The organism is Bacillus testis, from assembly GCF_001243895.1.
GTDB lineage: Bacteria > Bacillota > Bacilli > Bacillales > DSM-1321 > Bacillus_AD > Bacillus_AD testis.
Genome location: NZ_LN851186.1, coordinates 1,967,280 through 1,991,781, shown reverse-complemented (window position 1 = coordinate 1,991,781; position 24,502 = coordinate 1,967,280). Strand labels below are relative to the sequence as shown.

Sequence of the window (24,502 nt, the reverse complement as noted above, 5' to 3'; positions counted from 1 at the left end):
ATTTCCATTATTAAGAACCGAAAAAGTAAAAAGATTGGATATGATAATTTTGCAATTTCAATAAAGTCGAGTTTTATACACGATTAATCAATGCCATCAACATTTTCGTTCTTTCTAAAGAATAATATGATAAACAATCTAACTTTATGATCTTTTTAAAAATTTAACTTAATTAATTTAATCCGCTTATAGGATAACCTCCAGATAACTGACAATTGCATGGAAAAAGTACCAAAATGAACGGCATTTATTACTATTTGGTTTCCGACCAGGAGAAAGACCGGCTTCACAAGGTATTGAAAGAACATTTAGCAATATAGACTAATTACAAGAACAATAGAAAGTGAATGATCCCTTAAAAAGTTAGACAGTTATTCTACCTTTTAAGGGATGTTTTTATGAATAATTGTCTAGTTGAATAAAAGTTCTTTTTCAAATGTTGAGCTAAGGTACGTTTTTTGCACCTTTACCTAATGAATTATCTATCTTTTGATTTATAGTAGAGAATGCAGGAGGATTCACTCCGTAAAACGAGTGAAGTTCCTGAAACCAAAGGCAATCCATTTCCTGGCCTTAACCCTTCCACAAAGCTGTTGGTGAAAGCGTGGCTCACACCCATGACGGGCCATTCCACCCATTACCCCATGTTTCCGAAAGTGCTCTTTCAACGTGGCTTTCCGCCTTTTTAGCAGGGTATCTGATTGATTCGCGGGTCGCTGCATTGGCAATGATCAGTTGGTATTTTTTCTTGTTCTGAATCCCTCTTGAATTCATCAATCGCAAACACTTTGGCAAGATCGTATCTCCCTTAATCACTTGGGGAAGAGACGGTCTCAAAACGCCGTATGATCGTTCTGACAGAAGTGTGAAAATAAGCCGTGATTTCGGTGAATGAATCTAACATTTGTTTCGAGGATAGGAGATGTGATTCTACTAAGAGACCGAAATAATATGTAAGCGTCAAACTGTCCCCACCTACCAATAGAATGAGTTCATGTCATAATCTCCTTACGTACATGCGGAAAGGAGATATTTTTATGGCTAAAATAGATCAATCAATCAATCTAGTGGAAGAATCGGGTGGACACTAGCCGTAAATGTGAAGCAGATGAACAATCCACACCGATTGTCACAGCGAAAATGCCGGCCTCCGCCTTTCCAAAAAGCATCGCTTCTCCGTCGATTATGGCTTATATCATGACACAAAAATATGTGGAAGGTCTTCTATACATCACAGAGGAAATTGATCGCATTCTTCCGTGATCACAGGACCTGCCCTCCATATTCAGGGTGCCTAGCCATACTAAATGAAAGAATAAAAATAGACCTAAAAAATCAATTTGATGACATCTTTAGGTCTATTTGTCATTTACAATAATATGAGGTTTTATAGGATGTTTCACTTAGTTGAGGAATTTGAGAAGATTAAAAAATAATATTTGCAATATTTTCCTCTTCCGTTTTCTGTACTACAGTTTCTATATGGTAGGCGTATTGTAATATCACTATGAATCGTTCTTTTTCTTCCTTCACAATATCATATATTGAAAATTTATATTATTCATTATATAAGTAATCAATACTCTCAATCATATTTTTCAAATTATAGGGTTTACTACTATTAAAAGCATTGGTCTTCATTAAAGTTAAATCATCTTTCTTCATATTTATGATCATTTCCATTTTCATATAAATATCTTCACTATTTTTGGGGGTTAGTAAAAATCCATTAAACTGATCTTTTAAAACCTCTGATATTCCACCAACATCTGATCCTAGCACGACTAATCCTCTTGATAAAGATTCAATCAAAGTATAAGGAAAACCTTCTTGTACTGATGGTAATAAAAAAACATCATATAACAATAATACTTCACTTACTTTTTCTGGTTGGACAAATCCTTTCAATTTAACATTGTTAAGTTTATTTTCATTGATAAATTTTAAAATCTGATTTTCTAACGGACCAGAACCATATATATCCAAACTGTACTGATTAAAATACTTATTATTCAATTTTTTTATAGCTTCTAGCAAATAGAATAATCCTTTTTCTTCGACAAACCTTCCTACAAACACAAATTTTGGTTTATTGATTTGACAATCAACAACAGGTAATTCTTGAAGCAGTTCAATTCCATTAGGAATAACACTAATTTTTTGATGTTCAACGCCCTTCTCTATTAATAGATTTTTAACTTGAGTTGATACAGCAATTATTTTATTAACATTTCTTAGTGATAAGATATATAAAAATTCAAAAACTTTACTGAATTTAAATCTTTCTGGAATCCACCCGTGGGCAGTAACTAAAATCTTCTTATGTTTTTTTTTACCCGCCATGGAAATATAACTTAAAAAGGAGGCTCTTGGACTATGTATATGAATGATATCAGGGTTTTGTTGAGTAATCACCTTTCTCAAATTACCTACATTCCAAAGACTAGTGTTTATTTCTATTATGTTTATCCGTTTTTTTAACATACTACTTAGCTTTGAATTTTTTGCAGCAATTAGTGAAATTCTATATTTATCTTTATCCAAGTTTTCAATTAGGTCATATACATGTTTTTCAGCTCCACCATATGATGAGTTTAAAATAATAAATAATACGGTCTGCATATGGATCAACCTCTTTTACTTGGATTTAATATTTTGGAAACAAAAAATATAATCAACATTATTGACAATATATAAATAAATTCTGTGAATACTGATTGAAAAGATCCTCTTTGGAACCATATAACAAGAGCTAATAACAAATATTTGTATTTTTTAGTATTATTCAAACAAGCAATAAATATGCCGAAAATCAAAAAAACACCAATAACTACCTTTAATCCGCCATTCATCCATGCTTGGGCAATAGGTGAAAAACCAAACCCACCGCCAGATTTATACATATAAGGATAATACTTAACTGTATACCAATCAGCAATATTTAACGGCTTATTAGATCCAGTTATAAATTCAAATATAACGGATGGTAACGCATATAAAATTGAAGTTAAATAACTTGGATCAGCATCAGGATAGTATTCACTGTTAATAATATCACTTGTTATTTTGAAAGCAGTTCCTGTTTCGCCACTTGAAAAAGCCCATTCTTGTTTATTTTTAAAATTTATAGGTTGATCTGATATCAATGAATCTCTATAGATAGTAAAAAAAGGTGAGACCAAAAGTAATATAGCGATTCCTAATAATATCCCGGTTTTTTTATTGATTTTTATAAAATCTTTATCAATTAAAACACCTAGAATAGGAAAGCAAACAAAAAGAATATATGTCCTACTTCCCAAACAAAAAAAGAAAAATAATGATAATACTATTAATCCAATTAAAAGTCTAACTGCTTCCACTCTATTTCGAATAGACATTGCATAAACTAATAACCCAGCAGTGATGATATCATGCCATGGTAGGGACATCATTGTATCCCCTGTATTTCTCTGTATTTCAAAAAAATGCAATCTGTTTTTGATTCCTAACACACTTAAACCACCTAGTCGGTATAAATCGTAAATCATCAAACAAATTCCCAAAAAAACAAAAAACAATGCGACTTTACCTGAATTATTATGTTTTTCTTTTTTTAAAGTATTGATATTTAATGGTGAGATATGGATGCCTATAAAAATTCCAATTAATAAAGAAATATTCGCAACTATCGTAGTTGCAAGTGTTTTATAATAAACATTTGTAGAAATATCATTCAGGATTTTCAGTGAAAAATCGATCGGATATGAATAAAAGTACAAAAATGTACTGATAATAGTTATGATCGCAACATCGCTATATGGATTTAGATTTTTATTTTTTCCTTTAAACTGAATTACGTAATATACTAGGAATAATAAATTCATGACAAAAGACAATATCAGTAAAAAAATAGATATATTTTCTACAAAAAAACTTCCTGAAATGACACTTAGGATACCAATAACCAATGTTAATAGAAAAAATCCTAAAATATTCAATTTATTTTGTCTGATCATTAAATTTATCTCCAAAATAGTATTATAAAAATAACTAATAATCAAAAAAATCAATATTTATGAACCTAAATAAATACTATGTAAAATAGTTTTAGATTTTGAGATATCGTATCCTTCGTTTTGTAGCGCTTTACTTCTTTCAGTCCATGATATTTTTTTTGAATTTATTTGACTCAATATACCATTACACCAATCTTCCACTGGACAATTTAAACTTATGAACCTCAATAACCCTAAGTTTAAATCAACTTCTAAGGGAACAGTATCTGAACAGATAGAAGGAATACCTGCAGCTTGGGCTTCAATTAATACAATCCCTAACCCTTCATATAGCGAGGGAAAGAGAAAAACATCAAACACATTTATTATTTCTGGAATATCATCCCTTAATCCTAAAAACAGTACACTTTCCCCTAGATTATTGATTTTAACAAATGTTTCTATTTCCCCTTTTAAATTTCCTTTACCTACCAACAAAAGAATGCTTTTTGGCATTTTTCTCTTAATTTCCATAAATACCTTTAAAATAAATTTGTGGTTTTTCACTTTTTCAAACCTTCCTATATGACCAAAAACGATTGCATCTTCCGAAATTCCTATTTTTGATTTAATAAATCGAATTTTTTCTTCTTCGATATTATATTTCTTTATTTCTATTCCATTGGGAATAATTCTGGTATTACCTTTAGTTACATTTTTTCCACCATATAATGAAATACAGCTAGGTTTAGAGCATCCTACCATTTCTGTCGAATTAAAGCTTATTAGCTTTCTCATTGTATATTTATAGAGCCATCTTGGAAAAGAAGTTTTTCTATCATCTTTAGTAGTATGACTATGTGCAATTCTTATAGGAACGTTATTTTTTTTGGCAATAGCAAGTACAATTCCACTAAAAAAATGAACATGACTATGAATTGCCGCAAATGGGCCTTTATTGATCAAGATGTTTTCTAAAGCAAAATAATACTTTGTTACATTTTTTCTATCTGGTTTAGAAACAACATAAATATTGCCTCCTAATTGTCTTATTTCATCGTCGTAATCACCTTGAAAACCTGATTCTACTGCAAAATCAAATTGAATTTTTTTTCGATCTAGATTTCTATATATGTTCATAATAAATGTTTCTGCCCCACCACGATTCATCACACCAAATACATGAAGAACTCTAATTGGTTTGCACATTTTTTTTCAACTTCCTTAATACAGAATAAATGATCAAAGAACTACCCAATAACTGTACCGAAGTGCCGATGATCATTGAAACAGCTATTCCATAAATGTCCCAACGATTCACTAAAAAGAAACAGAAACTGGTAGTGATTAAAATTACAATTCCAAATAACACTGGTTGACTATTAAAAATCCTAGCAGAAGTCATAGCAAATCCGAACAAAGAAGCCAGATATCCAACTAAACCATTAACCATTAAAAGAATGAATAAAAAATAATATTTTTTATATTCATTGTTATACATAATTTCTAAAATATCCCTTCCAAAAATCATTACAGTAATAAGACCAATAAAGCCTATCAAAAATCCAAAAAACAGCAACTTGTTTATTAATTTCTTGAAGTCTATGTAATTTTTATTAACACAAAACTCAGATAATCGAGGAGATGTAGACTGTCCAATTGCATTGATTACCATAGAACCTGCTACCATAATATATGATATGGCTGAAAAATAACCTAATGTTTCTATGCCTAAATATTTTTCTATAAAATATTTAGGTATATTAGTATTTAACGATATTAGCAACATTCCAATCCCCATTGGGACACCTAACTTTATCAACGAAAAGTAATTCTTTTTGTTTTTATTTTTTGATAATTCTTCAAAATATTTAATTCTAGGTATATCATATATTACTAAAACGATTAACGAAGAAATTAATAACATGCTAACTATTAATATAATGTTTTTACTATATAAAAGCCCCAGTGAGATAAGTATAATTGATAAAGCTCCCTTTAAAATTAAAGAGATAGACATAAACTTCATTTTAAAATTTTTAATAAATAAACCATAAATAAGATCACTTATTGAATCTATAGCTTTAACAATACTAATGATAAAAATTGTGACCAAGGTATAATCTTTGTATCCACTAGATATTGCAAGAATAAAAATGATCAAAAGAGCAGTGATCGTTGATAATCCACGCATTTTTAAATAATCATTGAATGAATAAGAATAGGTTTTATCCGTTACAAAAATGGGTTGTAATTGTAAATTTGTTAACATATATATTGGGGAACTTATAGCTAAACCTAATGAAAATTGGCCTAGCATATTACTATCTCCTATTTTCGTAAAAAAAACCATTATTAGCCACTGAGAAATAGCATATATTGCGTTGCCAAAAAAAGCCCAAGAAAAATTCCAGTAACCTTCTCTACTTTTTTTTATGTTCACTGTTATTACTCTAGATAGGATATATATTTTATTTACTAATTGTTTGATAGCGCATTCCATAATTAATGGAATCACTCTCCCCCTTCATTTTCAATATTCTGTTATAGGCTGCAGTATTTTTGCGGTAGATCAGTTTAAAACCTTTTTAGATAGATCGTTACTCTGTTTGTAAAAATACACGTGTTCGAAGGATTGAGCAGGATGCGCACACTACTTTTTCGTCTCGTGGAATGGTTCTAACAATGCTTCTAGTACTGCTTGGACCTGATTAAAACGATTATGGCAACGTGTAACGAGTGATATATACTATTTTTTAGACACGGTATATTGGCGCATCAAAATACATGTATACATAGCGATGAAATACTGAAGAGTTATAACATGCTTCAAGCGTATCTTCTATCTAAACGTTATAAAAAAACCTCTGTGAAATATAATATGTTTCTGTTAGAAAAATTATCAACAATACTCACAAAATATTCTTCATTAATTAGAGTTCAAAAATATACGAACCAAAAAAGGGAAACTTTAATCTGTGGGGGGTTTATTCATCCCCCGGTTATTAGTTGAACCAATCGGATTCTTACAGGCGCTTGATCTCCCACTTAGACTATAATTATCTGGCTCCATTCCCAGTAATACAAACTTTTATAGTCCTTAGAAGAATGAATAAATCAAATAATAGACTTTTATTTTTCAAATAAAATAAATCTAATTTTAATTTATTCTCTACACTTATTTCGTATCCCCCATTAACCTGAGCCCAACCTGTGAGACCTGGTTTCACCTGTAACCTTTCACAAAACTGAGGATATTTTTTTGTGAACTCTACAATAAAATACAATCGTTCAGGTCTTGGTCCAACAAATGACATTTCTCCTTTTATAATATTTAGCAATTGAGGAAGTTCATCCCCTCTTATTTTCCTTAAAACTCTCCCTACTCTTGTTATACGTTCATCGTTTTTATTAGCCCATTGGGGTCCGTTCTTTTCTGCATTAGTAATCATAGTACGAAATTTTATTATATTGAACTCCTTTCCTCTATATCCTATTCTTTCTTGAAGATAAAATACTTTTCCAGGAGAATCTATTTTAATTAAAAGACTGATTGGTAATAACAAGGGAGAAAGAAAAACAATTAATATTGCAGAACAACATATATCAAATAACCTCTTTAAAAATAAAAAAAGCTTCTCATTGAAAGTCATTTTTGAAGAATTAGCAAAATAAATAACTGATGTTGTTATCGATTTAGAATAACCATTCTTCAACTTATCCATCTATGCATTCTCACTCCTCTTGATTTATAAATATTACAACTTAATTTGGCATTACACATAAGTATTCGAAATAAGATAATCTGAAAGAGAGATTATAATTAATACACTGTAACTGTAGCTTCTTTTAATGAAACGAAAAAATAACCTTGATGGCCGAGTGCTTCCAATGATAACGGAACAGGGATCATTTCCAATCATATCCAACCAAAGAATCTTGATAATTTTTTCTGTTGAATTTTTTGCGGCATTTCAATATAAAGGGATTGTCCGGCGACCAATTGCTCTGCATTATACATAAATAAGTCGAGCATTTTTTCACCGAACTCCTTTTGCACAAAGGATTGAGCATCAGACATATAAAACATTCTATTCTCAGTATTATGGGCGTCCGAAGCAATGAAATGGGTCAAATGGTGTTCAATGATTTGATAGGAAAATTTCTGTGCTTTCTTGCCGAACTTCCCTACAATACTTCCCGCTGTAATTTGCGTTAGATTTCCTTTTTCCACAAAGTTATACAGCTTATATGGATTATCGATCAATTCCTGGTTCCTTTCCGGATGGACAATGATCGGTATCAGCCCTTCACATTGTATGTCATAAAATAAGTGTTCAGCGTACTGGGGTATGTGATCAGCAGGAAATTCCACAAAGATATATTTTCCTTGATTATTCAGACTGACAATCTGATCATCAAAATAATCCTTTATTAACTCACCAAAAATCCGTACTTCCTGACCTGGAAGAACAGTTAGAGGTATTCCTTCTTTTTTTAAAGCTGTATTTAAATCCTCCACTTTCCTGAGAATCTTATCCTTCGGGTTTTCATAACGGCCATTTTTATGGTGTGGCGTTGCAATGATTGTATGGATTCCTTCATTAATGGCCATTTTCGCCAGTAAGATGCTTTCATCCATATGCCTTGCTCCGTCATCTATTCCTGATAAAATATGAGAATGTATATCAATCATTGCAAGCTCCCCCTTTCTTTAAACACCCTTCATTAGCTAAATCGCATTCTATTTGCTGTAATAATAGTAATCCTCGTCTGCCTTTGCCTTTTTCTTATTTAGAACAGCTCCAAGTAAATTAGATGAAGAACTTTCTAGCACTTCCTTTGCTTTGCTGGCATTCTTGTTCTCCGTATGTCCGCTTAAAATGACTAATATGGAGCCATCGCATCTATTCGCCAATATGTGGGCATCTGCTACAGCTAGGATTGGCGGAGTATCGAAAATAATGGTGTCAAACTCCACCTTCAAACATTCCAATAGCACTTTCATACTCTCGGAAGAGATTAATTCAGCTGGATTTGGCGGAATGGGGCCGCTCGACAAAACAAAAAGTGACTTCACTTCCGTCTCAGAAATCGCCTCAAACAATTCCTTTTTCTTTGTCAAAATACTTGTTAAACCGATTGCATTCTGAACGTTAAATGTATGATGAATAGTCGGCTTTCTCAAATCCGCATCGACGAGCAATACTTTATTCCCTTGCTGAGCAAAGACCACTGCTAGGTTGGCAGCAGTAGTCGATTTCCCTTCTCCTGCCGAAGAAGAGGTGACCAGCAGTGTTTTAATTTCGGCATCTACAGCTGAAAATTGAATATTGGTGCGGATTGTTCGGTATTGTTCAGAAATGGGCGATTTTGAATTCCATTTCGTCACCAAACTTCTTTTATTATTTAGCTGGCTTTTGTCTTTTTTCTTATACATCTTGAACTTCTCCTCTTACTCCGGCATTCTTCATTGCCTTTCTCCCTTTGGCTTCGTTCTTGCTGTCGATCACCTTAATGACTCCTAATACAGGAATTCCTAATTGCTGCTCAATATCCCGTTCTGTTTTGATTGAGTTATCAAAATACTCAATTATAATAGCCAAACCTACACCAGCCATCAATCCGATTACGAGTGCAATTGCCATGTTAAGCAACGGCTGTGGTTTTACCGGCGAAGGATACGAAGAAGATTCGGCTTTCGTTAAAATAGTAACATTATCCACGTTCATAATTTTTACGATTCCCTTCTGAAACACTTCAGCTGTTGTATTAGCAATATTCGTAGCGATTTTAGGGCTTTCGTCATTAACCGTTATATTTACAACTTGTGAATTATTCTCGTTAGTAACTGAAATCTTTTGTTCCAGTTCTTTTGAAGAAAGATTAAGGTTCAATCGGTCTCTAACTAAATCCAATATAGCCCGGCTCTTAATGATGACATTGTATGTATCAATCAATTGTAAATTCGTTTGTACTTCATTGTAGTTATACACTGATTCCTTGTTTTTACTTTGGTTTACTAATAGCTGTGTGGTTGACTGGTAAATTGGTGTCAGAAAAAAATAACTGATGATTCCACTTGCAAATACAGCAATAACTGCCAGTCCCCCAATTAGTTTTACTCTTTTACGAAAAATAATGAACAGGTCTTTTAAACTAATAGTCTCTTCCATTTCTCCTCCAAACCACCAATAGCATATAAAATGTTCTAACAAAATGTATTTTCCTATCAATATAGGTGTAAGATAACAATTTTAGTTTCGATTTTATATATAATATTCTTTAGCATGTCTAATTAGAATAATTTTCTAATAATAACTAAAAAAACAGGCCTTTATTCTTTTTATTTCCATTTTGTTCTCCTCTTCATTTGTTACATAAAAAAATAAGCCAATATCGGCTCATTTAAATAAGGTTTATAAAAACAAACTTCCCCCACCATTTGTATTCTTCACCTGCATTTTCCCAACCACCCTCCATACCGCTTCTGCCATAATATCAACCCCAGTTATAATCGCGTCTTCATTAAAGGACATATCAGGGTGATGCAGCCCAGGCTTCAGCCCGCAGCCTAATCCGAGCATGGTCGCTTTCATTTCCGGAAATGCCTTTGAATAGAAGTGAAAATCCTCCCCGCCAGGCGAAACGATTGGAGGGGAGGCATAATCCGCTCCCAAAACGGCAACGATTGCTTCTTTCATAATAGCGGCTGCTTCTTCATTATAGCTGGTCGCAGGAATGCAATGGCCTTCCGTCAGCTGGATAGTGGCGCCAAACGATTGGCCAACGGCTTTGCAAACAGCATGGATGTGTTTCCTTAGTTCATCCATGGTATCATTGGTTTGCGCTCGGACATCCAGGCTGAATACTGTTTTTGCCGGAATGATATTGGAACTTTCCCCTCCTGCTTGGATGCTGGTCATTTTAACAGAATAAGGGACCATCGGATCAAGGTGGATGAAGGCCAGCCTATTCACAAGGGCAGCGGCAACTTCTATGCTGTTGATGCCGAGATGCGGCCTTGCCGCATGGGCTTCTTCTCCGAGGATGGTTCCTTCAAAGGTCGTGCTCGCTCCGTTTAAAATAGCCGGAGCCGCCCTTCCGTCTGGCGTTTCGGAATCCGGCCGCAGATGGACGCCAAAGAGATAATCCACGCCATCCATGGCTCCTTTTTTGATCATTGCTAAGGCTCCGGCCCCTTTTTCTTCCGCCGGCTGAAAGATAAAGCGGATTGTTCCCTGGATTTTTGCTTGTTTCTGAAGTTTGATCATAGACCCAAGAACAATTGCCATATGGGCATCATGCCCGCAGGAGTGGTGCGCCTGATACTTGCCGTCCACTTCCTGCCAAAGTGCATCGATATCGGAACGCACGGCAACGACCGGTTTTCCTGTCCCTATTTCAGCGATCAGGCCTGTACAACCGTCGAATGTCCGAACACTGCACCCCAGGTTTGCCGCAATGCGATATAAATAGCGTGTTGTTTCAATTTCCTTCCAGCTGATTTCCGGATGAGTATGCAAATGCAAAAAGTGCTGCTTTATTTCCTTGATCTCCTGCTTGTTCAATGGAATCACAACAGTCTTCTCCTTTCACTTGGCTAGTATACATACATGGTTTTTCTTCCAACTATAGTGATCGAACTACCTTAAAGGCATCATGGAGGTCGATCTGAAGAAAGTCTTGACACCCAATAAAGGAAGCGATTTCATTCATCTGCACACAGCTTTTAATGATGATTGGGCCTTGAATGCCTATTTAGAACGTGACGTATATTCATATATATCGAATCTTTATGCTGTTATGACAAAAAATGGATTCAATTATCATTCTAAAAAAGATAGCCGATTCATTACGGAAGCGGCCAAAGAACAGTTTCGACTGAGCGAGCATGAAGTTCAATAGATCTACAACAAGTGGTTTCTTTTTTTGGAGCAGATTTAAAAGGAGGAACTACAAAACAAAAGACTGTCCTTTTGGAGGACAGTCTTTTGTTTATTTGGCATCCACTACAGGAAGCCAGCCTTTTCTTGATGTGATCGCATGCCACATGCCATCCGGAATGATCAATTCTTCCTGGCTGTCTAAAGGCAATTGGGTTCTGATTGTGTCTTCTTTCCCTTCTGCCACTTTTGCCAGCCAGTCAGGCTCCATCAATGCTTCCCTGCCCAATGCGAATAATGGGATGCCTTTCTCTAATACAGCCAACGCTTCATCCGGTGTATGGATGGATCCGAGGGCAATAAAGGAAGTTCGGTCTCCGATTACGTCTCTTAAGGCTTCCGCCCGGGTCACATTCATTCTGCTTCCGCTTCTTGGCTTTGATTCCACGTCCATTAATGAAGCATGGAGATAAGCTAACCCCTGATTGGCAAGTTTGTCGACGAATGTATACGTATCATCCATTCTGATGCCGGGCTCACTTGCTTCCTCCGGTGAAAAACGATAGCCGATGATAAAGGACTGGTCACTGTACAAGTCGCGTATCCGTTTGACTTCTTCAATGACGGCAAGCGGGAATGCCATTCGTTTTTCCAGCGAACCTCCCCATCGGTCATCGCGTCTATTGGAGTGCGGCGAGAAAAACTGATGGATCAAGTAACCGTTCGCTCCATGGATTTCAACGCCGTCAAATCCAGCTTCGATTGCTCTCCGGGTTGTTTGGCCAAAGTCGGCAATAATTTGTTCAATTTCATCATTGCTCAATTCCCGCGGCGTAACTCCTGTATTCGGCGAAGGTACAGCACTTGCGCTTACAGGCGTGCCGTCTTCCAACAAATCGGTCTGGCACTCCCTGCCGCCATGCTGGATCTGCAGGATGGCTTTGGCCCCTTGTTGTTTGATGGTCTGGGCGAGTTCCCGCAAACGTGGGATGATGTCATCGCGATACCCGATGAATTGGCCGGGGAAACATAGACCATTTTTCGAAACAGCAATGCAGGCTGTGATGAACATGCCTGGTTCAGCGGCCCTTCTATTATAGTAATCCATTTCCTGATCAGAGACGCTGCCATCCGGCGCCCCTGAATAAGTGGTCATCGGAGCAATCACATACCGATTTTTCAACTCGGCTCCGTTAGCTAATATGTATGGTTCAAATAAAAGTTTATATTGTTTTTTCATTAAATCTTCCTCCATCTTATGATACATCGTACTATTTTAAGTTCAATTACAACAAACAGTTTGCTTACGCCTGCTTTTCGTATGCTTTGCCTGATACGGTTTCTATACCCCTTTTAGAAATCAGGCATTCATGACAATAGTTGGATGATTTTTGGGGTAAAAAGTTTTCCAAATAAAATAAAATGTGTTAGGTTGATTTTTTATGCGAATAAGGTATAGTTGACCTAGCAATTAACAGTTTGTTAATTAATAGTTGGACATAGTATTATATAAGATAAGGATGCTAAAGCATTGCTTCTAATCAATAAGTTCCCTATCTAATTGCCCATAAGGATAAAACCCTGGACAGCCGAGGGCGAACTGAAAGAGGGAACCGGCGTTACACATGGATCTATGAATCATTTCAATATAATATGGCGATAAAAAATCTTACACTATCACGGCAAGGAAACTTTCTGCCTACAGCTTAATGGATTGCCGTTACCGATCATACGGAATTTTCTCGCGCGAAAATGAGATCATTTCCGGTCATTAAAGCTGAAAAAAAGCAAACAACAACCAGAAATTCCAAGAAGCCAACCCAATAAAACAAAAAAGCAATAGTGACGTCCTAAAACCGATCTATACTGCCAAGAATTTAAAACGACAATTGGACAATTGGCTGTCCGGGACCGGGCGCACCGCCCCATACATACAATTTGCTATATGCATAGTCTAGACTAACACTTGCTGGAGGAGCTAAAAATGAATACCCACTATAAAGACGACAGCTTTGCATTACACACCGATCTTTATCAAATCAATATGGCCGAAACATACTGGGAGGACGGCATTCATGAGAAACGTTCTATTTTCGAAGTGTATTTCCGCAGACTTCCATTCGATAACGGATATGCGATTTTTGCCGGCTTAGAAAAAATCATCTCCTATCTAAAAGATTTACGGTTTTCTGAATCGGATCTTGAGTATTTACGAAATCTTGGCTACCAAGATGATTTCTTGGCTTATCTGAAGGATTTCCGTTTTACAGGTACAGTCTTATCCATGAGGGAAGGCGAGCTCGCTTTCGGTAACGAGCCATTGATCCGTATTGACGCCCCGCTTATTCAGGCGCAGATCATCGAAACAGCCCTTTTGAACATTGTGAATTACCAAACATTGATTGCCACAAAAGCCTCACGGATCAAACATGTGGTCGGCGATGAAATCGCTATGGAATTCGGCACACGGCGGGCACAGGAATTCGATGCAGCGATCTGGGGCACACGCGCTGCCTATATCGGCGGTTTTGACGCTACTTCCAATGTACGGGCAGGTAAATTATTCGGCATCCCAGTTTCCGGAACCCATGCCCACGCGTTGGTGCAGGCATACAAGGATGAATACACCGCTTTCCATAAATATGCACGCCGCCACAAAGATTGCGTGTTCTTGGTCGATACGTATGATACATTGCGTTCAGGCGTACCGAACGCAATCAAAGTGGCCAAGGAACTCGGCGACCAAATTAATTTCGTGGGCATCCGTTTGGACAGCGGCGACCTGGCCTATTTGTCTAAACAAGCCAGAAAGATGCTGGACGATGCCGGTTTTAAAGATGCCAAAATCATTGCCTCCAATGACTTAGATGAAAATACGATTTTGAACTTAAAAAATCAAGGAGCCAAAATTGATTCATGGGGCGTCGGCACTAAGCTGATCACTGCTTTTGACCAGCCGGCACTCGGAGCGGTCTATAAAATGGTGGCTATCGAGGATGAAAACGGCGAGCTGGTGGATACCATCAAGATAAGCGCTAATCCCGAAAAAGTCACTACACCTGGTTTGAAGAAAGTATACCGGATCATCAATAAGTACAACCATAAATCCGAGGGCGATTATATTACCATGGAAGACGAAAACCCTCAGGAAGAAGATCATTTGAATATGTTCCACCCGGTCCATACACATATCTCAAAATTTGTAACCAATTTTGAGGCTGTTGACCTGCATCATCTAATCTTTGATAAAGGCGAATTGAAATACGAAACACCATCGCTTCAAAGCATCCAGAATTTCGCTAAAGAAAATCTTTCATTGCTTTGGGATGAGTATTTGCGCATTTCGAGGCCGCAAGAATACCCAGTCGATCTAAGCAGAAAATGCTGGGAAAACAAAATGCTCAATATTGAAGAAGTCCAGAATGCGGTTAAGCAAATGGTACTGCAAACAAAACACAATTTTACTGAATAAGCTGATACTGGGACTGCTTTGGCAGTCCCTTTCCTTTGGCTTTGCCGGACTTTTTGCTACCATATACGTAAAAGGGGTGAAATGATATGGTTTTTGCGTCAATCGATCCGAATAATCTTGAATACTTGCGTTCTTCGTTTGAATCTTTTTTGTCAGAGCACAATCTTTATTTCCAATATGTATCCATGCATGAAGAAGAAGGCATCCTCTCTTTTACTTTCTGTAATGACCCTGAAAAAGCGCGTTCCGTTGAATTCGAGGGAAAGCATCTTATAGGATTGGACATGGATTATATCGCAGCAGAAATTTTGTTGCCCATCCTGCCCCGATTAAAAGCCTATGCGCGTTAAAAAGTCAAAGTGAATGGTGTTGATCTTCACGTTGATTTTTCATTCATCCCATTCTAACTGGCGCTAAGGCCCCCACTTCAACATGGTAGTAAAAATACAAACGTGCAATTGGGAGATCCAGCGCCAGTAAGAATTCGATAAACTTTCACTTTATTAGTTGACCGTTTTGTTACAACTTGCTAAAATTTCGTTATAAGTCTGTTATACAATTCCAAAATGTATACGCTTACATACATCTCAGTACCGTTTATACCTTCATCTATCACTTCTACTGCAACGCTTTACTCAAGTGATTCAACACTCCCTGCATTCGATCTACACTCTATAAACATTTTTACACTACCCGTTTTATTTCCGTTATAAAGGAGGCGTTATATGAAACAAGGCTTACGCATCGGCCACTCGGAAACCATCGAAACCGTTGTTACACCAGAGATGTTCGCCCGCTTCGGCGGTGAAATCATTCATCCGGCCTATTCGACCGTATCCATGGTGTACCACATGGAATGGGCATCACGGAAAATCATTCTCCCTTATCTAGAACCCCATGAAGAAGGATTGGGCGCCTCTGTCCAAATCAAGCATATGGGCATGTCGCCTGTGGATTCGCATATCACCATCAAAGCCACCGTATCACAAATCCGCAAAAACATAGTTGTTACCGATTTGGAAGTGCGCAACGAGAAAGAAATGATCGGCGTAGGCACGGTCACACAAATCATCTTGGATAAAAAAGAAATTAAAGCAAAGCTTGCCCAAACGAAAGGAACAGTAATGGATTAAATGACAGCAATTGTACGATTCGCATTGTGGTAACCAACTCAATCGTTTACAAAAACATGAGACCTGAGGTGAAATCCTATGTTAGCCGAATTTCCTTTGCAACAAATAATCGATGAAGAAGGCAACATTGTAAACCATTCTTATAAAGAACAAATCACAAAAGAATTGGCCCTCTCCCTATACAGAAATATGAAGCGGATCCGCATGTTCGACCGCAAAGCCATTTCCTTGCAGCGTCAAGGAAGGCTGGGGACATACCCGCCTTTTGAAGGGCAGGAAGCCGCACAGGTCGGAAGCGCTCTGGCACTGAAAGACCATGATTGGCTCTTCCCCACTTACCGCGACCACGGAGCCACCCTTACGTTCGGAATTGATATGCATCGTCTGTTCTTATACTGGCAAGGTAGGCTCGAAGGACTGGTGCCCCCGGACAATAAGCGCATTTTCCCGCCGGCCGTGCCAATTGCCACTCAAATCCCCCACGCTGCAGGGGCTGCCTGGGCTGAAAAAAAGAAAAACAGTTCAGCCGCAGCTATTGTCTATTTCGGAGATGGCGCCACATCGGAAGGAGATTTTCATGAAGGATTGAATTTTGCGAGTGTTTTCCAAGTGCCTCTAGTCCTTTTCAACCAAAATAACCAAATTGCGATATCTGTGCCGATTGAAAAACAAATGAACAGCAAAACAATCGCCCAAAAAGGCATCGCCTATGAGATTCCGAGCGTCCGCATCGACGGCAATGATGCTTTCTGTGTTTATTTCGAAACGAAAAAAGCGCTGACAGCAGCCAGACAGGGAAATGGTCCGACACTGATCGAAGCTGTCACGTGGAGATATGGTGCGCATACGACAGCCGACGACCCTTCACGTTACCGCGACCAAGATAAATCCCGGGAAAAGCCGGATCCGATCGAACGTGTAGAAAAATGCATGAAGCATGCTGGCTATTGGGATGAACACGCTATTACCCTAATGAATAAAGAAATCGAAACTGAAATTGAAACAGCCGTGATGAAAATGGAAAAGGCTGCTCCGCCTTCTGTGGATGATCTTTTTGACTATACCTACCACCATTTGCCTGATTCCCTTTCCCGCCAAAAACAGCAATTCAAAGACTTTTTGAGAGGTGTTAACTATGAACATCACTGAAAAGAAAACCCATTCGCTTACGTTGGTGCAAGCGGTCAAAGATGCCCTGCACACGATTCTGTCCGATGATCCTTCGGCATTGATCATGGGTGAGGATGTTGGAAAAAACGGCGGCGTTTTCCGGGCTACTGACGGCCTTCAAGCAGCATTTGGCGAGGATCGGGTCATCGATACGCCCCTCAGCGAATCCGGCATAGTCGGCACCGCATTCGGCTTGGCAGTGGCCGGCCTCAAGCCAATCGTAGAAATCCAGTTCCTTGGCTTCATCTATCCGGCCTATGAACAAATCATGACACATGTCTCGCGGATCCGTTCAAAATCAATGGGCCATTATACGGCTCCAATGGTCATAAGGGCTCCTTACGGGGCAGGCGTCCGCGCGCCGGAAATCCATTCCGACAGCACAGAAGCCTTGTTTACCCATATGCCTGGCATCAAGGTAGTCTGTCCTTCCACACCATATGACGCCAAAGGGCTGCTGATTGCTGCCGCCGAAGACCCGGACCCTGTCCTCTTCCTTGAGCCAATGCGCACTTATCGCTCTTCCCGCATGGATGTGCCAGTCGAAAAATACACACTGCAAATCGGTAAAGGGCGCATCCGGAAAGAAGGCAGCGACGTAACGCTCATCGCCTGGGGAGCCATGCTTCCAATCGTCACAACAGCTGCTTCCATGGCAGAGAAAATCGGAATTTCCTGCGAAATCGTCGACCTGCTCACCTTGTCGCCGATTGATTCCGATTTGATTGCACAATCGATCCAAAAGACAGGGCGAGGTGTCATTGTCCATGAAGCCCAAGCGAACGGAGGACTCGGCAATGACCTTATAGGCATCATCAACGATACCTCTTTCTTATATTTGAAGGCCCCTATCGCGCGGGTGACCGGATTTGATGTGCCTGTTCCTTTTTTCTCACTTGAAGATTACTTTCTTCCAACACCCGAACGTATTTTGCATGCGATTACTGACGTTATGTCTTTCTAAGGAGGTCTCTATGATTGAATTGAAATTGCACGATATCGGCGAAGGTATGACAGAAGGCGAAATCACTTCCTACTTCATCAAAGAAGGAGACAGCGTTAAAGCGGATGAACCATTGGTGGAAGTGCAGACGGATAAAATGGTGGCTGAACTGCCCTCCCCTATTACCGGGTTTGTCAAGCAGATCCTGTACCCGGTCGGGAGCACGATTCCGGTCGGAACCACACTTCTATACCTCGATACGGAAGCGCCCGTTCCGAATAAAGAAATATCTTCAGGCGAGGAAAAAAGGCAAACGGCGACAGCCATACTGCCGCGCCGCATACTCGCTACCCCTTATACACGAAAAATCGCCAGAGAAAATGGCATCAACCTGGAGGAACTTACACCTACTGACCCCTCCGGCAGAATCACCGAAGAAGAAGTGTATGCGGCCATCAAGAGTAAACAAGAAAACGGACAACAGCCAAAACAACCTGCTAAAAATGTTACACCAAACTTCACCTCACCTCAGCATGCTGATTTTGTGCCTTTTACAGGCGTACGGAAGCAAACGGCGAATAAAATGACAGAATCGATGTTTACGATCCCCCATGTCACCCATTTTGAAGAAATAAATATGACCAGATTGAAAGCCTTTAAAGAAAATCTGAAAGCAGACGGCTTATCCATCTCCATCACCGCATTCTTCCTGAAAGCGCTGGTCATTTGCCTGAAGGAATTTCCGATATTCAATAGTTCGTTAGATGTCGAAAATGAAAAAATAATCCTTCATCCCGACCATCATATCGGCTTGGCGGCCAATACCGACAAAGGCCTTTTTGTGCCGGTCATCAAGGATGCCGGCCATAAATCACTGCGGGCATTGTCGGCTGAGGCGGCCGGATGGAACCAAAAAGCGAAAGACGGCCAAATTACAGCTAAGGATTGCCAAAAAGGAACCTTTACTGTCAGTAACGTCGGCCCTCTTGGCAGTATAGCTGCAACACCGATCATCCATTTCCCGCAGACGGCCATTATCGCTTTCCACAAAACGAGAAAAATGCCGATCGTCACAGAACAGGATGAAATCGCCATCGGTTATATGATGAATCTATCGATGTCATTTGACCATCGGATTGCCGACGGCGCAACGGCCATCGCGTTTACCAATCTGTTCAAAGAATTGATAGAAAAACCTAATAGATTGATGATGGAGTTGATTTAGATGGTTGTAGGAGAATTGGTCCAGGAAAAAGAGGTCATCATCATCGGAGGCGGACCCGGCGGCTATAACGCTGCCATCCGCGCCGCCCAGCTTGGCTTATCCGTCACTCTGATTGAAAAAGACCGTATGGGCGGAACTTGCCTGAACAATGGGTGCATACCATCCAAAATCGTCACACATGCCGCCAAATCCATAAGCGGGTTACAGCACTTAATAAACATCGGGCTGGAAATACCCCAGCATTCTTTCAACCTTTCCACCTTGCGCAACTATCAGGAAAAAGTGACCGCTCAATTAAGAGCAGGAGTCGAGAAGCTTTGCAAAGCGAATAAAATCGAAGTAATCGCCGGTGAAGCTAGTTTTTTGTCGGATGACCGGATTGGCGTCGAAAAAGGCCATGCCTTCGAGGTATTCCGTTTCCAGAAAGCCATTATCGCAACGGGCAGCCACTCAGCTCCTTCCTATCCTGAACAGCAAAACGTCTGGAACTCACAGGATGTATTCCAGCCCGATACAATTCCTGAACATTTACTCATATTCGGGCATGGCTATTTAGCAATCGAAGCAGCCATGAGCTATTCCACCTTTGGCTCCAAAATCTCGTTAGTATTGGATGCCCCTTTCCAGCTGGATGCTGAAGTAGGCAACGAATTGACACGATTACTGAAAAAAAGCAAAATCAAATTATACTCCCCTTCGCAGCTAGAAGATATTTCAAGCGGCGAAAACAGCGTCACTGCCGCCTTTTCAACCTATGGCGGCGAGCCTTTTACATTGAAAGGGTCCCATTTGTATCTAGAAGAAAAACGAGTCCCTGCGATTGAGGCACTCGGCATAGACAGATTGGGAATCGCATTAAGCACCGACGGATTCATCTCGACGAACCACTGCATGCAGACATCGATTCCAACCATTTTTGCTATTGGAGATGTAACTGGCGGCCCTATGCTCGCCAGCAAAGCGTTGAAACAAGGAAAAGCAGTAGCTGAGTATTTGGCGGGGCAGCCAGTAGAGATTAATACCGCCTGTATGCCCCAAGTAGTCCACAGCATTCCGCCCATTGCTTATGCCGGGTTGAGTGAACAGGAAGCCAAAGAAAGCGGCTGTCAAATCAAAACATCAACATTTCCGTTGGCTGCAAATGGAATGTCAGCCATTATGGGCCAATCTTCAGGCCTGGTGAAAATCATAGCTGATGAGCAAACAGACATCATACTCGGCTTGCATATGGTCGGGAACGGTGCTGTTGAATTATCCTCCACATTTGCCCAAACCCTGGAAATGGCCGCAAAAACAACCGATCTCCAGGATCTATTTTATGCGCATCCAAGCATAGGGGAAAGCCTGCTGGAATCCGTTGAAGGGCTCATAGGCCAAGCCATCCATATCCCTCCACAGAAACAAACATATGCGTATAAATAAGAGTTTGATCGTGGAGATTTTCAGGACCATCTGTACAATAAACCTTGAAATCTTAAATAATATTAAAAAGGATAGAAAAGCAAGATCAGTTTTGCTCTTTCTATCCTTTTTTGTACGGTTGATGATTCTATTTACAAACAATTACAAATTTTAATGTTGTACAAAAGCCATTTATTTTAACATTAAGCAGTATCTAAAAAAGATAGGACTCTACATCTAACCCAACCTATTTCATCTTCAACTTGATATTGTCTGATTTCCATCCACATAGCTCCTTGTATTCAATGTTATTTGTACGATAAATACATTTTATGGTCTTATTGATAAATTAAGGCTGTTTTCGTAAGGATTATTGTTTTTGATTATTATGTTTTCTTTGCTAATTTAGAAACTACAAGAAGCAATTACTCGTCTAATAAGAATAATAGTAATAAGTATTAGGAGGTAACAGATTTGAAAAAAATCACATTTGTAGCTTTATCTTTAGCTTTTATGTTTTTGTTTCTTTTTGGTTGTCAATCGAAAGAGAACATTTCTACCGCAACAAATGTAAATTCGCCATCTTTATCAGAAAACAATAACCAACTTTCAATAGACAATCATTTTACAAGCGTAAGCATTTCAAAACCAAAAGGATTCAATAAAATTACTTTTGATGATAAAGAATCACTTAAAGCCTTTCAGGACATCTTCTCAAGTGCAGTAAAAGAGGATGGCATAGTTGATATAGCTGCTCCTGAATTCTATATGGATATTGTTTACGATAAAGCCAGTCAACAAAGTTTATTCTTATGGCTAGGCGAAAAGGGGCAAAGAAGCACATTTATGAAAACAGAAGATACAAATACCATCTATACTGTTTCAAGTGATATGACAGATAAATTGATTGAATTAGTTGAATCTCGTTTTAATTAAGACTTTGAGTGAAGTTTTTTTATGCACTTCTTAGCATTTCAACGGTAGTGTTATTGGATTTTTGACAAGCTTAAATAAGCATTAGCTTCACTTGGTTTTCAAATGTTACGTTTTTTCCAATGTCAAGCCATCTTATGTCAATACCTAATAATTTGATAAACGATTTAATTCCTCACACGCTAAAAAAAGCAGAAAGCTTTACAAAAAAACGAGTATAAAACCATTACAGTTTCACACTCGTTTTCTTTTTTCTCCTTGGTAAAACACACAGCAAAAGCAAGAAACAAAACAGAACCGCCTACCAAGCAATACGCCGATTGGACCCTCTATATAAATTCCGCAAATTCCATCCTCCTGAATAGTTCATTTTAAGCTTTTATAGCAATTGTTGCACCATCCTTTTTCCTTGTTTGTTGCTGCCCCAATCACATCTATTCAGAGACCATTTCCTCCCACTCGCAGGAAACCGTTTTGATTTGCTTTTCAGCTTCCTCCATCATGCTTCCAAACAGTTCTTTTACCGAAGGCACAGTTGAAATCAGCCCACTGACCTGGCCTCCATTGATGAATCCTTTATCCATTTCTCCTTGGATGGCGCCGAGGATATGTTGGCTTTCGGTTGTCATCAGGTTGAAATCAGGGAGCGAAATGCCATTCTTTTCAGCCAGCATCAATTCCTCTGCGTATGGATTGCGCAGAATTCTTCTTATCCTGCCAACCGATCGGCCGACAATAATGGCTTCTTCCCCTTGTGCCCGTATTAACGCTTGCTTATATGTATCATGAAAAGGTGCTTCTTTCGTGGCGATCAACCTGGTTCCCAATTGAACCCCTTCAGCTCCAAGCATGAGGGCAGCTGCCAACCCTCTTCCATCGCCTATTCCGCCGGCTGCTACTACCGGAAGATCGACGTGGTCGACGATTTGCGGAATCAGTGTGAAGGTTGTTAATTCCAAATTGGAATTAATGCCGGCAGCTTCATAGCCTTCAGCCACCAAAATGTCGACTCCAGCCTGCTCCGCTTTTTTGGCATGTTTGACAGAGGCTACGACTGCCATGACGGTAATGCCCTGCTCCTGCAGGAACGGAACAAACGGCCCGGGATTGCCGGCTGATAGTGTTACAACCGGCACCTCGTGCTTGATAGCAAGCCTTGCCAATTCCTTGCTGTAATCGGTTACGCCAATAGCAATATTTATTGCAAAGGGCTTTTCAGTCAAATTCTTCGTTTCAAGGATGATCTGTTCCACAACGTCGGGATGCAAAGTACCGCAACCGATTGTACCAAGCCCTCCTGCATTGGATACAGCAGCGGCGAGAGCAGCATTGCTGATATTGCCCATGCCTCCCTGGATGATCGGGCGGCTGATCTTCAATAGCTCTATTATTCTTTTCATCTCTTTTTTGCTCCTTTAAATAATCCTCATAGAACAGGCTTTATGTCTATTACTCAACGATCAGAGGATGCTCGGCCGCATTGTAAGAATCTTCTTTCTGGCCGAGATCGTTTCCTTCTCTGAAGATTTGTTCGAAAAAGCGATTTGCCGGCCCTGCAAGTATTTTATAATATTCGCTGAACAATAGAGCAGCATGGTTACCGCTCCATCTGGAACGAAGCAATTCTTTCGGCAGGCCGGGATCGATAAACAGAAATTTGCGGTATTCATGCACAAGATTTGTCAGTTCCACAAAGCATTCGCCATCGGACATTTCCCCGCGCTGGATGGAGCTTTGGTGAATGATATACTGTGGACTGTATGTTGCAATGAAAGCTTCATATTTTTCTTCAATTTCATCAAGGGGCCAGCTTTTTTCCACCAATTCCAACGGATTTCTTGGACCCATATAGTCAGAGATAAAAAAATCGGTATATTCTTCAATATGATATTTCTGGATTAATAGCCGCACTTCTTTTTCCAGATGGTTGGGCGAAATCCAACATGCATTCGAAAAGCTGCCAAAGCCGCTCCACAATAATTCTTTTCTTAGTTCGTCGCGGATTTGGCGTTTCTCTTCAGGAATGGTATACATCAAAATGCGCCACTTGCCATCCCACTTTTGGGGAGCCAGTTTATAAATCCTCTTAGCCGCCTCTTCCATTCTCCCTATTCCTTGTTCGGTCAAAAAGTAATTGCTTTTATTCCCTTGCTTTTCCGATTGCAGCCATCCCTGTTTCACCATCCGTGATATAGCGACTCTGACGCCTTGTTCATTATGCCCGAATTCCTTCAGTAAGGAAATTAAGCTTCCGATCCAAATTTTATTGCCATAATGACGGACATACTCTCCATATATAGTAAAAATCATTGATTGCGTATTGGCGCCCATCCTTTTCACTCTTTCCGGTACGAATAACCTA

At 39.1% G+C, this 24,502-nt stretch carries 23 protein-coding genes and 1 pseudogene; 10 read left to right on the top strand and 14 right to left on the bottom strand.

All coding sequences use genetic code 11. The annotated features are described in order from the left end of the window. Window positions 1–609: 609 nt before the first annotated feature. Entirely contained in the window at window positions 610–795 is a 186-nt protein-coding gene (locus tag BN1765_RS10165) for a hypothetical protein (RefSeq protein ID WP_050615021.1), read from the bottom strand. Between the two features lie 285 nt (window positions 796–1,080). Between BN1765_RS10165 and BN1765_RS10160 the strand changes: the two genes are divergently transcribed. Then, window positions 1,081–1,263, top strand: coding sequence for a hypothetical protein (locus BN1765_RS10160; RefSeq protein ID WP_050615020.1), 183 nt, complete (start codon window positions 1,081–1,083; stop codon window positions 1,261–1,263). 294 nt (window positions 1,264–1,557) lie between these two features. Here the strand turns inward: BN1765_RS10160 and BN1765_RS10155 are convergent, their stop codons facing one another. The 9 genes from BN1765_RS10155 to BN1765_RS10115 all read right to left on the bottom strand — a co-directional run bounded on the left by BN1765_RS10155 (window position 1,558) and on the right by BN1765_RS10115 (window position 11,557). Then, the gene (locus BN1765_RS10155) at window positions 1,558–2,622 is read right to left on the bottom strand and encodes a glycosyltransferase family 4 protein (RefSeq protein WP_050615019.1); all 1,065 of its coding nucleotides are present in this window, start codon (window positions 2,620–2,622) and stop codon (window positions 1,558–1,560) included. A 5-nt stretch (window positions 2,623–2,627) separates the two neighbouring features. After that, complete coding sequence (wzy, locus tag BN1765_RS10150; protein ID WP_050615018.1) at window positions 2,628–3,998, bottom strand: O-antigen polysaccharide polymerase Wzy; 1,371 nt, start codon at window positions 3,996–3,998, stop codon at window positions 2,628–2,630. Window positions 3,999–4,055: 57 nt separating this feature from the next. Then, window positions 4,056–5,186, bottom strand: a complete 1,131-nt coding sequence (locus BN1765_RS10145; RefSeq protein ID WP_050615017.1) for a glycosyltransferase family 1 protein — start codon at window positions 5,184–5,186, stop codon at window positions 4,056–4,058. After that, entirely contained in the window at window positions 5,170–6,495 is a 1,326-nt protein-coding gene (locus BN1765_RS10140; protein ID WP_147554173.1) for a lipopolysaccharide biosynthesis protein, read from the bottom strand. The genes BN1765_RS10145 and BN1765_RS10140 overlap by 17 nt, the downstream gene beginning before the upstream one ends. A 541-nt stretch (window positions 6,496–7,036) precedes the next feature. Then, the gene (locus BN1765_RS10135; RefSeq protein WP_050615015.1) at window positions 7,037–7,702 is read right to left on the bottom strand and encodes a sugar transferase; all 666 of its coding nucleotides are present in this window, start codon (window positions 7,700–7,702) and stop codon (window positions 7,037–7,039) included. A gap of 194 nt (window positions 7,703–7,896) precedes the next feature. Then, window positions 7,897–8,673 (bottom strand): tyrosine-protein phosphatase, encoded by a 777-nt coding sequence (locus tag BN1765_RS10130; protein ID WP_050615014.1) that lies wholly within the window; start codon window positions 8,671–8,673, stop codon window positions 7,897–7,899. Between the two features lie 48 nt (window positions 8,674–8,721). Further along, the gene (locus BN1765_RS10125; RefSeq protein ID WP_050615013.1) at window positions 8,722–9,417 is read right to left on the bottom strand and encodes a CpsD/CapB family tyrosine-protein kinase; all 696 of its coding nucleotides are present in this window, start codon (window positions 9,415–9,417) and stop codon (window positions 8,722–8,724) included. Continuing rightward, window positions 9,410–10,153 (bottom strand): YveK family protein, encoded by a 744-nt coding sequence (locus BN1765_RS10120; RefSeq protein WP_050615012.1) that lies wholly within the window; start codon window positions 10,151–10,153, stop codon window positions 9,410–9,412. The genes BN1765_RS10125 and BN1765_RS10120 overlap by 8 nt, the downstream gene beginning before the upstream one ends. A gap of 243 nt (window positions 10,154–10,396) precedes the next feature. Continuing rightward, complete coding sequence (locus BN1765_RS10115; RefSeq protein ID WP_050615011.1) at window positions 10,397–11,557, bottom strand: M20 peptidase aminoacylase family protein; 1,161 nt, start codon at window positions 11,555–11,557, stop codon at window positions 10,397–10,399. Between the two features lie 82 nt (window positions 11,558–11,639). Here BN1765_RS10115 and BN1765_RS10110 point away from each other — a divergent pair, with 82 nt between their 5' ends. Continuing rightward, window positions 11,640–11,885: a hypothetical protein gene (locus BN1765_RS10110; RefSeq protein WP_050615010.1), complete on the top strand. Its 246-nt coding sequence runs from the start codon at window positions 11,640–11,642 to the stop codon at window positions 11,883–11,885. Between the two features lie 90 nt (window positions 11,886–11,975). On the opposite strand, the gene BN1765_RS10105 is transcribed toward BN1765_RS10110, so the two are convergent. Further along, a complete protein-coding gene (locus BN1765_RS10105; RefSeq protein ID WP_050615009.1) occupies window positions 11,976–13,103 on the bottom strand; it encodes an NADH-dependent flavin oxidoreductase in 1,128 nt (375 codons plus the stop codon). 744 nt (window positions 13,104–13,847) lie between these two features. Between BN1765_RS10105 and BN1765_RS10100 the strand changes: the two genes are divergently transcribed. From BN1765_RS10100 to BN1765_RS10070, 7 genes are all read left to right on the top strand, one after another. Beyond that, on the top strand, window positions 13,848–15,335 hold the full coding sequence (locus tag BN1765_RS10100) for a nicotinate phosphoribosyltransferase (RefSeq protein WP_050615008.1): 1,488 nt from the start codon (window positions 13,848–13,850) through the stop codon (window positions 15,333–15,335). An 86-nt stretch (window positions 15,336–15,421) separates the two neighbouring features. After that, window positions 15,422–15,685, top strand: a complete 264-nt coding sequence (locus tag BN1765_RS10095) for a hypothetical protein (RefSeq protein ID WP_050615007.1) — start codon at window positions 15,422–15,424, stop codon at window positions 15,683–15,685. 375 nt (window positions 15,686–16,060) lie between these two features. Next, window positions 16,061–16,468 carry a thioesterase family protein gene (locus BN1765_RS10090; protein WP_050615006.1) on the top strand — a complete coding sequence of 136 codons (408 nt, stop codon included), beginning with the start codon at window positions 16,061–16,063 and terminating at the stop codon, window positions 16,466–16,468. Between the two features lie 78 nt (window positions 16,469–16,546). Continuing rightward, window positions 16,547–17,617, top strand: coding sequence for a pyruvate dehydrogenase (acetyl-transferring) E1 component subunit alpha (gene pdhA, locus BN1765_RS10085; protein ID WP_050615005.1), 1,071 nt, complete (start codon window positions 16,547–16,549; stop codon window positions 17,615–17,617). Continuing rightward, a complete protein-coding gene (locus BN1765_RS10080) occupies window positions 17,604–18,602 on the top strand; it encodes an alpha-ketoacid dehydrogenase subunit beta (RefSeq protein WP_050615004.1) in 999 nt (332 codons plus the stop codon). Before pdhA ends, BN1765_RS10080 begins: the two co-directional genes overlap by 14 nt. A gap of 10 nt (window positions 18,603–18,612) precedes the next feature. Then, window positions 18,613–19,806, top strand: a complete 1,194-nt coding sequence (locus BN1765_RS10075) for a dihydrolipoamide acetyltransferase family protein (protein ID WP_187119438.1) — start codon at window positions 18,613–18,615, stop codon at window positions 19,804–19,806. Then, the gene (locus BN1765_RS10070; RefSeq protein ID WP_050615003.1) at window positions 19,807–21,228 is read left to right on the top strand and encodes a dihydrolipoyl dehydrogenase family protein; all 1,422 of its coding nucleotides are present in this window, start codon (window positions 19,807–19,809) and stop codon (window positions 21,226–21,228) included. 185 nt (window positions 21,229–21,413) lie between these two features. Here the strand turns inward: BN1765_RS10070 and BN1765_RS20425 are convergent. After that, window positions 21,414–21,497, bottom strand: a pseudogene (locus tag BN1765_RS20425) (GNAT family N-acetyltransferase); the annotation flags it as partial. A gap of 184 nt (window positions 21,498–21,681) precedes the next feature. Here BN1765_RS20425 and BN1765_RS10065 point away from each other — a divergent pair. Continuing rightward, window positions 21,682–22,143, top strand: coding sequence for a YhfM domain-containing protein (locus BN1765_RS10065; protein ID WP_050615002.1), 462 nt, complete (start codon window positions 21,682–21,684; stop codon window positions 22,141–22,143). Window positions 22,144–22,574: 431 nt separating this feature from the next. Here BN1765_RS10065 and BN1765_RS10060 read toward each other — a convergent pair whose 3' ends face one another. Both BN1765_RS10060 and paaX read right to left on the bottom strand, forming a co-directional pair. After that, window positions 22,575–23,540 carry an NAD(P)H-dependent flavin oxidoreductase gene (locus tag BN1765_RS10060; RefSeq protein ID WP_050615001.1) on the bottom strand — a complete coding sequence of 322 codons (966 nt, stop codon included), beginning with the start codon at window positions 23,538–23,540 and terminating at the stop codon, window positions 22,575–22,577. A gap of 49 nt (window positions 23,541–23,589) precedes the next feature. Continuing rightward, a complete protein-coding gene (gene paaX / locus BN1765_RS10055; RefSeq protein ID WP_050615000.1) occupies window positions 23,590–24,471 on the bottom strand; it encodes a phenylacetic acid degradation operon negative regulatory protein PaaX in 882 nt (293 codons plus the stop codon). Window positions 24,472–24,502: the final 31 nt, after the last annotated feature.

Excerpts from the sequence above, each read along its gene's own strand:
- BN1765_RS10155 (WP_050615019.1), bottom strand. The coding sequence starts at position 2,622 with ATGCAGACCGTATTATTTATTATTTTAAACTCATCATATGGTGGAGCT.
- wzy (WP_050615018.1), bottom strand. The coding sequence starts at position 3,998 with ATGATCAGACAAAATAAATTGAATATTTTAGGATTTTTTCTATTAACA.
- BN1765_RS10145 (WP_050615017.1), bottom strand. The coding sequence starts at position 5,186 with ATGTGCAAACCAATTAGAGTTCTTCATGTATTTGGTGTGATGAATCGT.
- BN1765_RS10135 (WP_050615015.1), bottom strand. The coding sequence starts at position 7,702 with ATGGATAAGTTGAAGAATGGTTATTCTAAATCGATAACAACATCAGTT.
- BN1765_RS10130 (WP_050615014.1), bottom strand. The coding sequence starts at position 8,673 with ATGATTGATATACATTCTCATATTTTATCAGGAATAGATGACGGAGCA.
- BN1765_RS10125 (WP_050615013.1), bottom strand. The coding sequence starts at position 9,417 with ATGTATAAGAAAAAAGACAAAAGCCAGCTAAATAATAAAAGAAGTTTG.
- BN1765_RS10120 (WP_050615012.1), bottom strand. The coding sequence starts at position 10,153 with ATGGAAGAGACTATTAGTTTAAAAGACCTGTTCATTATTTTTCGTAAA.
- BN1765_RS10110 (WP_050615010.1), top strand. The coding sequence starts at position 11,640 with ATGGAGGTCGATCTGAAGAAAGTCTTGACACCCAATAAAGGAAGCGAT.
- BN1765_RS10105 (WP_050615009.1), bottom strand. The coding sequence starts at position 13,103 with ATGAAAAAACAATATAAACTTTTATTTGAACCATACATATTAGCTAAC.
- BN1765_RS10100 (WP_050615008.1), top strand. The coding sequence starts at position 13,848 with ATGAATACCCACTATAAAGACGACAGCTTTGCATTACACACCGATCTT.
- BN1765_RS10095 (WP_050615007.1), top strand. The coding sequence starts at position 15,422 with ATGGTTTTTGCGTCAATCGATCCGAATAATCTTGAATACTTGCGTTCT.
- BN1765_RS10090 (WP_050615006.1), top strand. The coding sequence starts at position 16,061 with ATGAAACAAGGCTTACGCATCGGCCACTCGGAAACCATCGAAACCGTT.
- pdhA (WP_050615005.1), top strand. The coding sequence starts at position 16,547 with ATGTTAGCCGAATTTCCTTTGCAACAAATAATCGATGAAGAAGGCAAC.
- BN1765_RS10080 (WP_050615004.1), top strand. The coding sequence starts at position 17,604 with ATGAACATCACTGAAAAGAAAACCCATTCGCTTACGTTGGTGCAAGCG.
- BN1765_RS10075 (WP_187119438.1), top strand. The coding sequence starts at position 18,613 with ATGATTGAATTGAAATTGCACGATATCGGCGAAGGTATGACAGAAGGC.
- BN1765_RS10070 (WP_050615003.1), top strand. The coding sequence starts at position 19,807 with ATGGTTGTAGGAGAATTGGTCCAGGAAAAAGAGGTCATCATCATCGGA.
- BN1765_RS10060 (WP_050615001.1), bottom strand. The coding sequence starts at position 23,540 with ATGAAAAGAATAATAGAGCTATTGAAGATCAGCCGCCCGATCATCCAG.
- paaX (WP_050615000.1), bottom strand. The coding sequence starts at position 24,471 with ATGGGCGCCAATACGCAATCAATGATTTTTACTATATATGGAGAGTAT.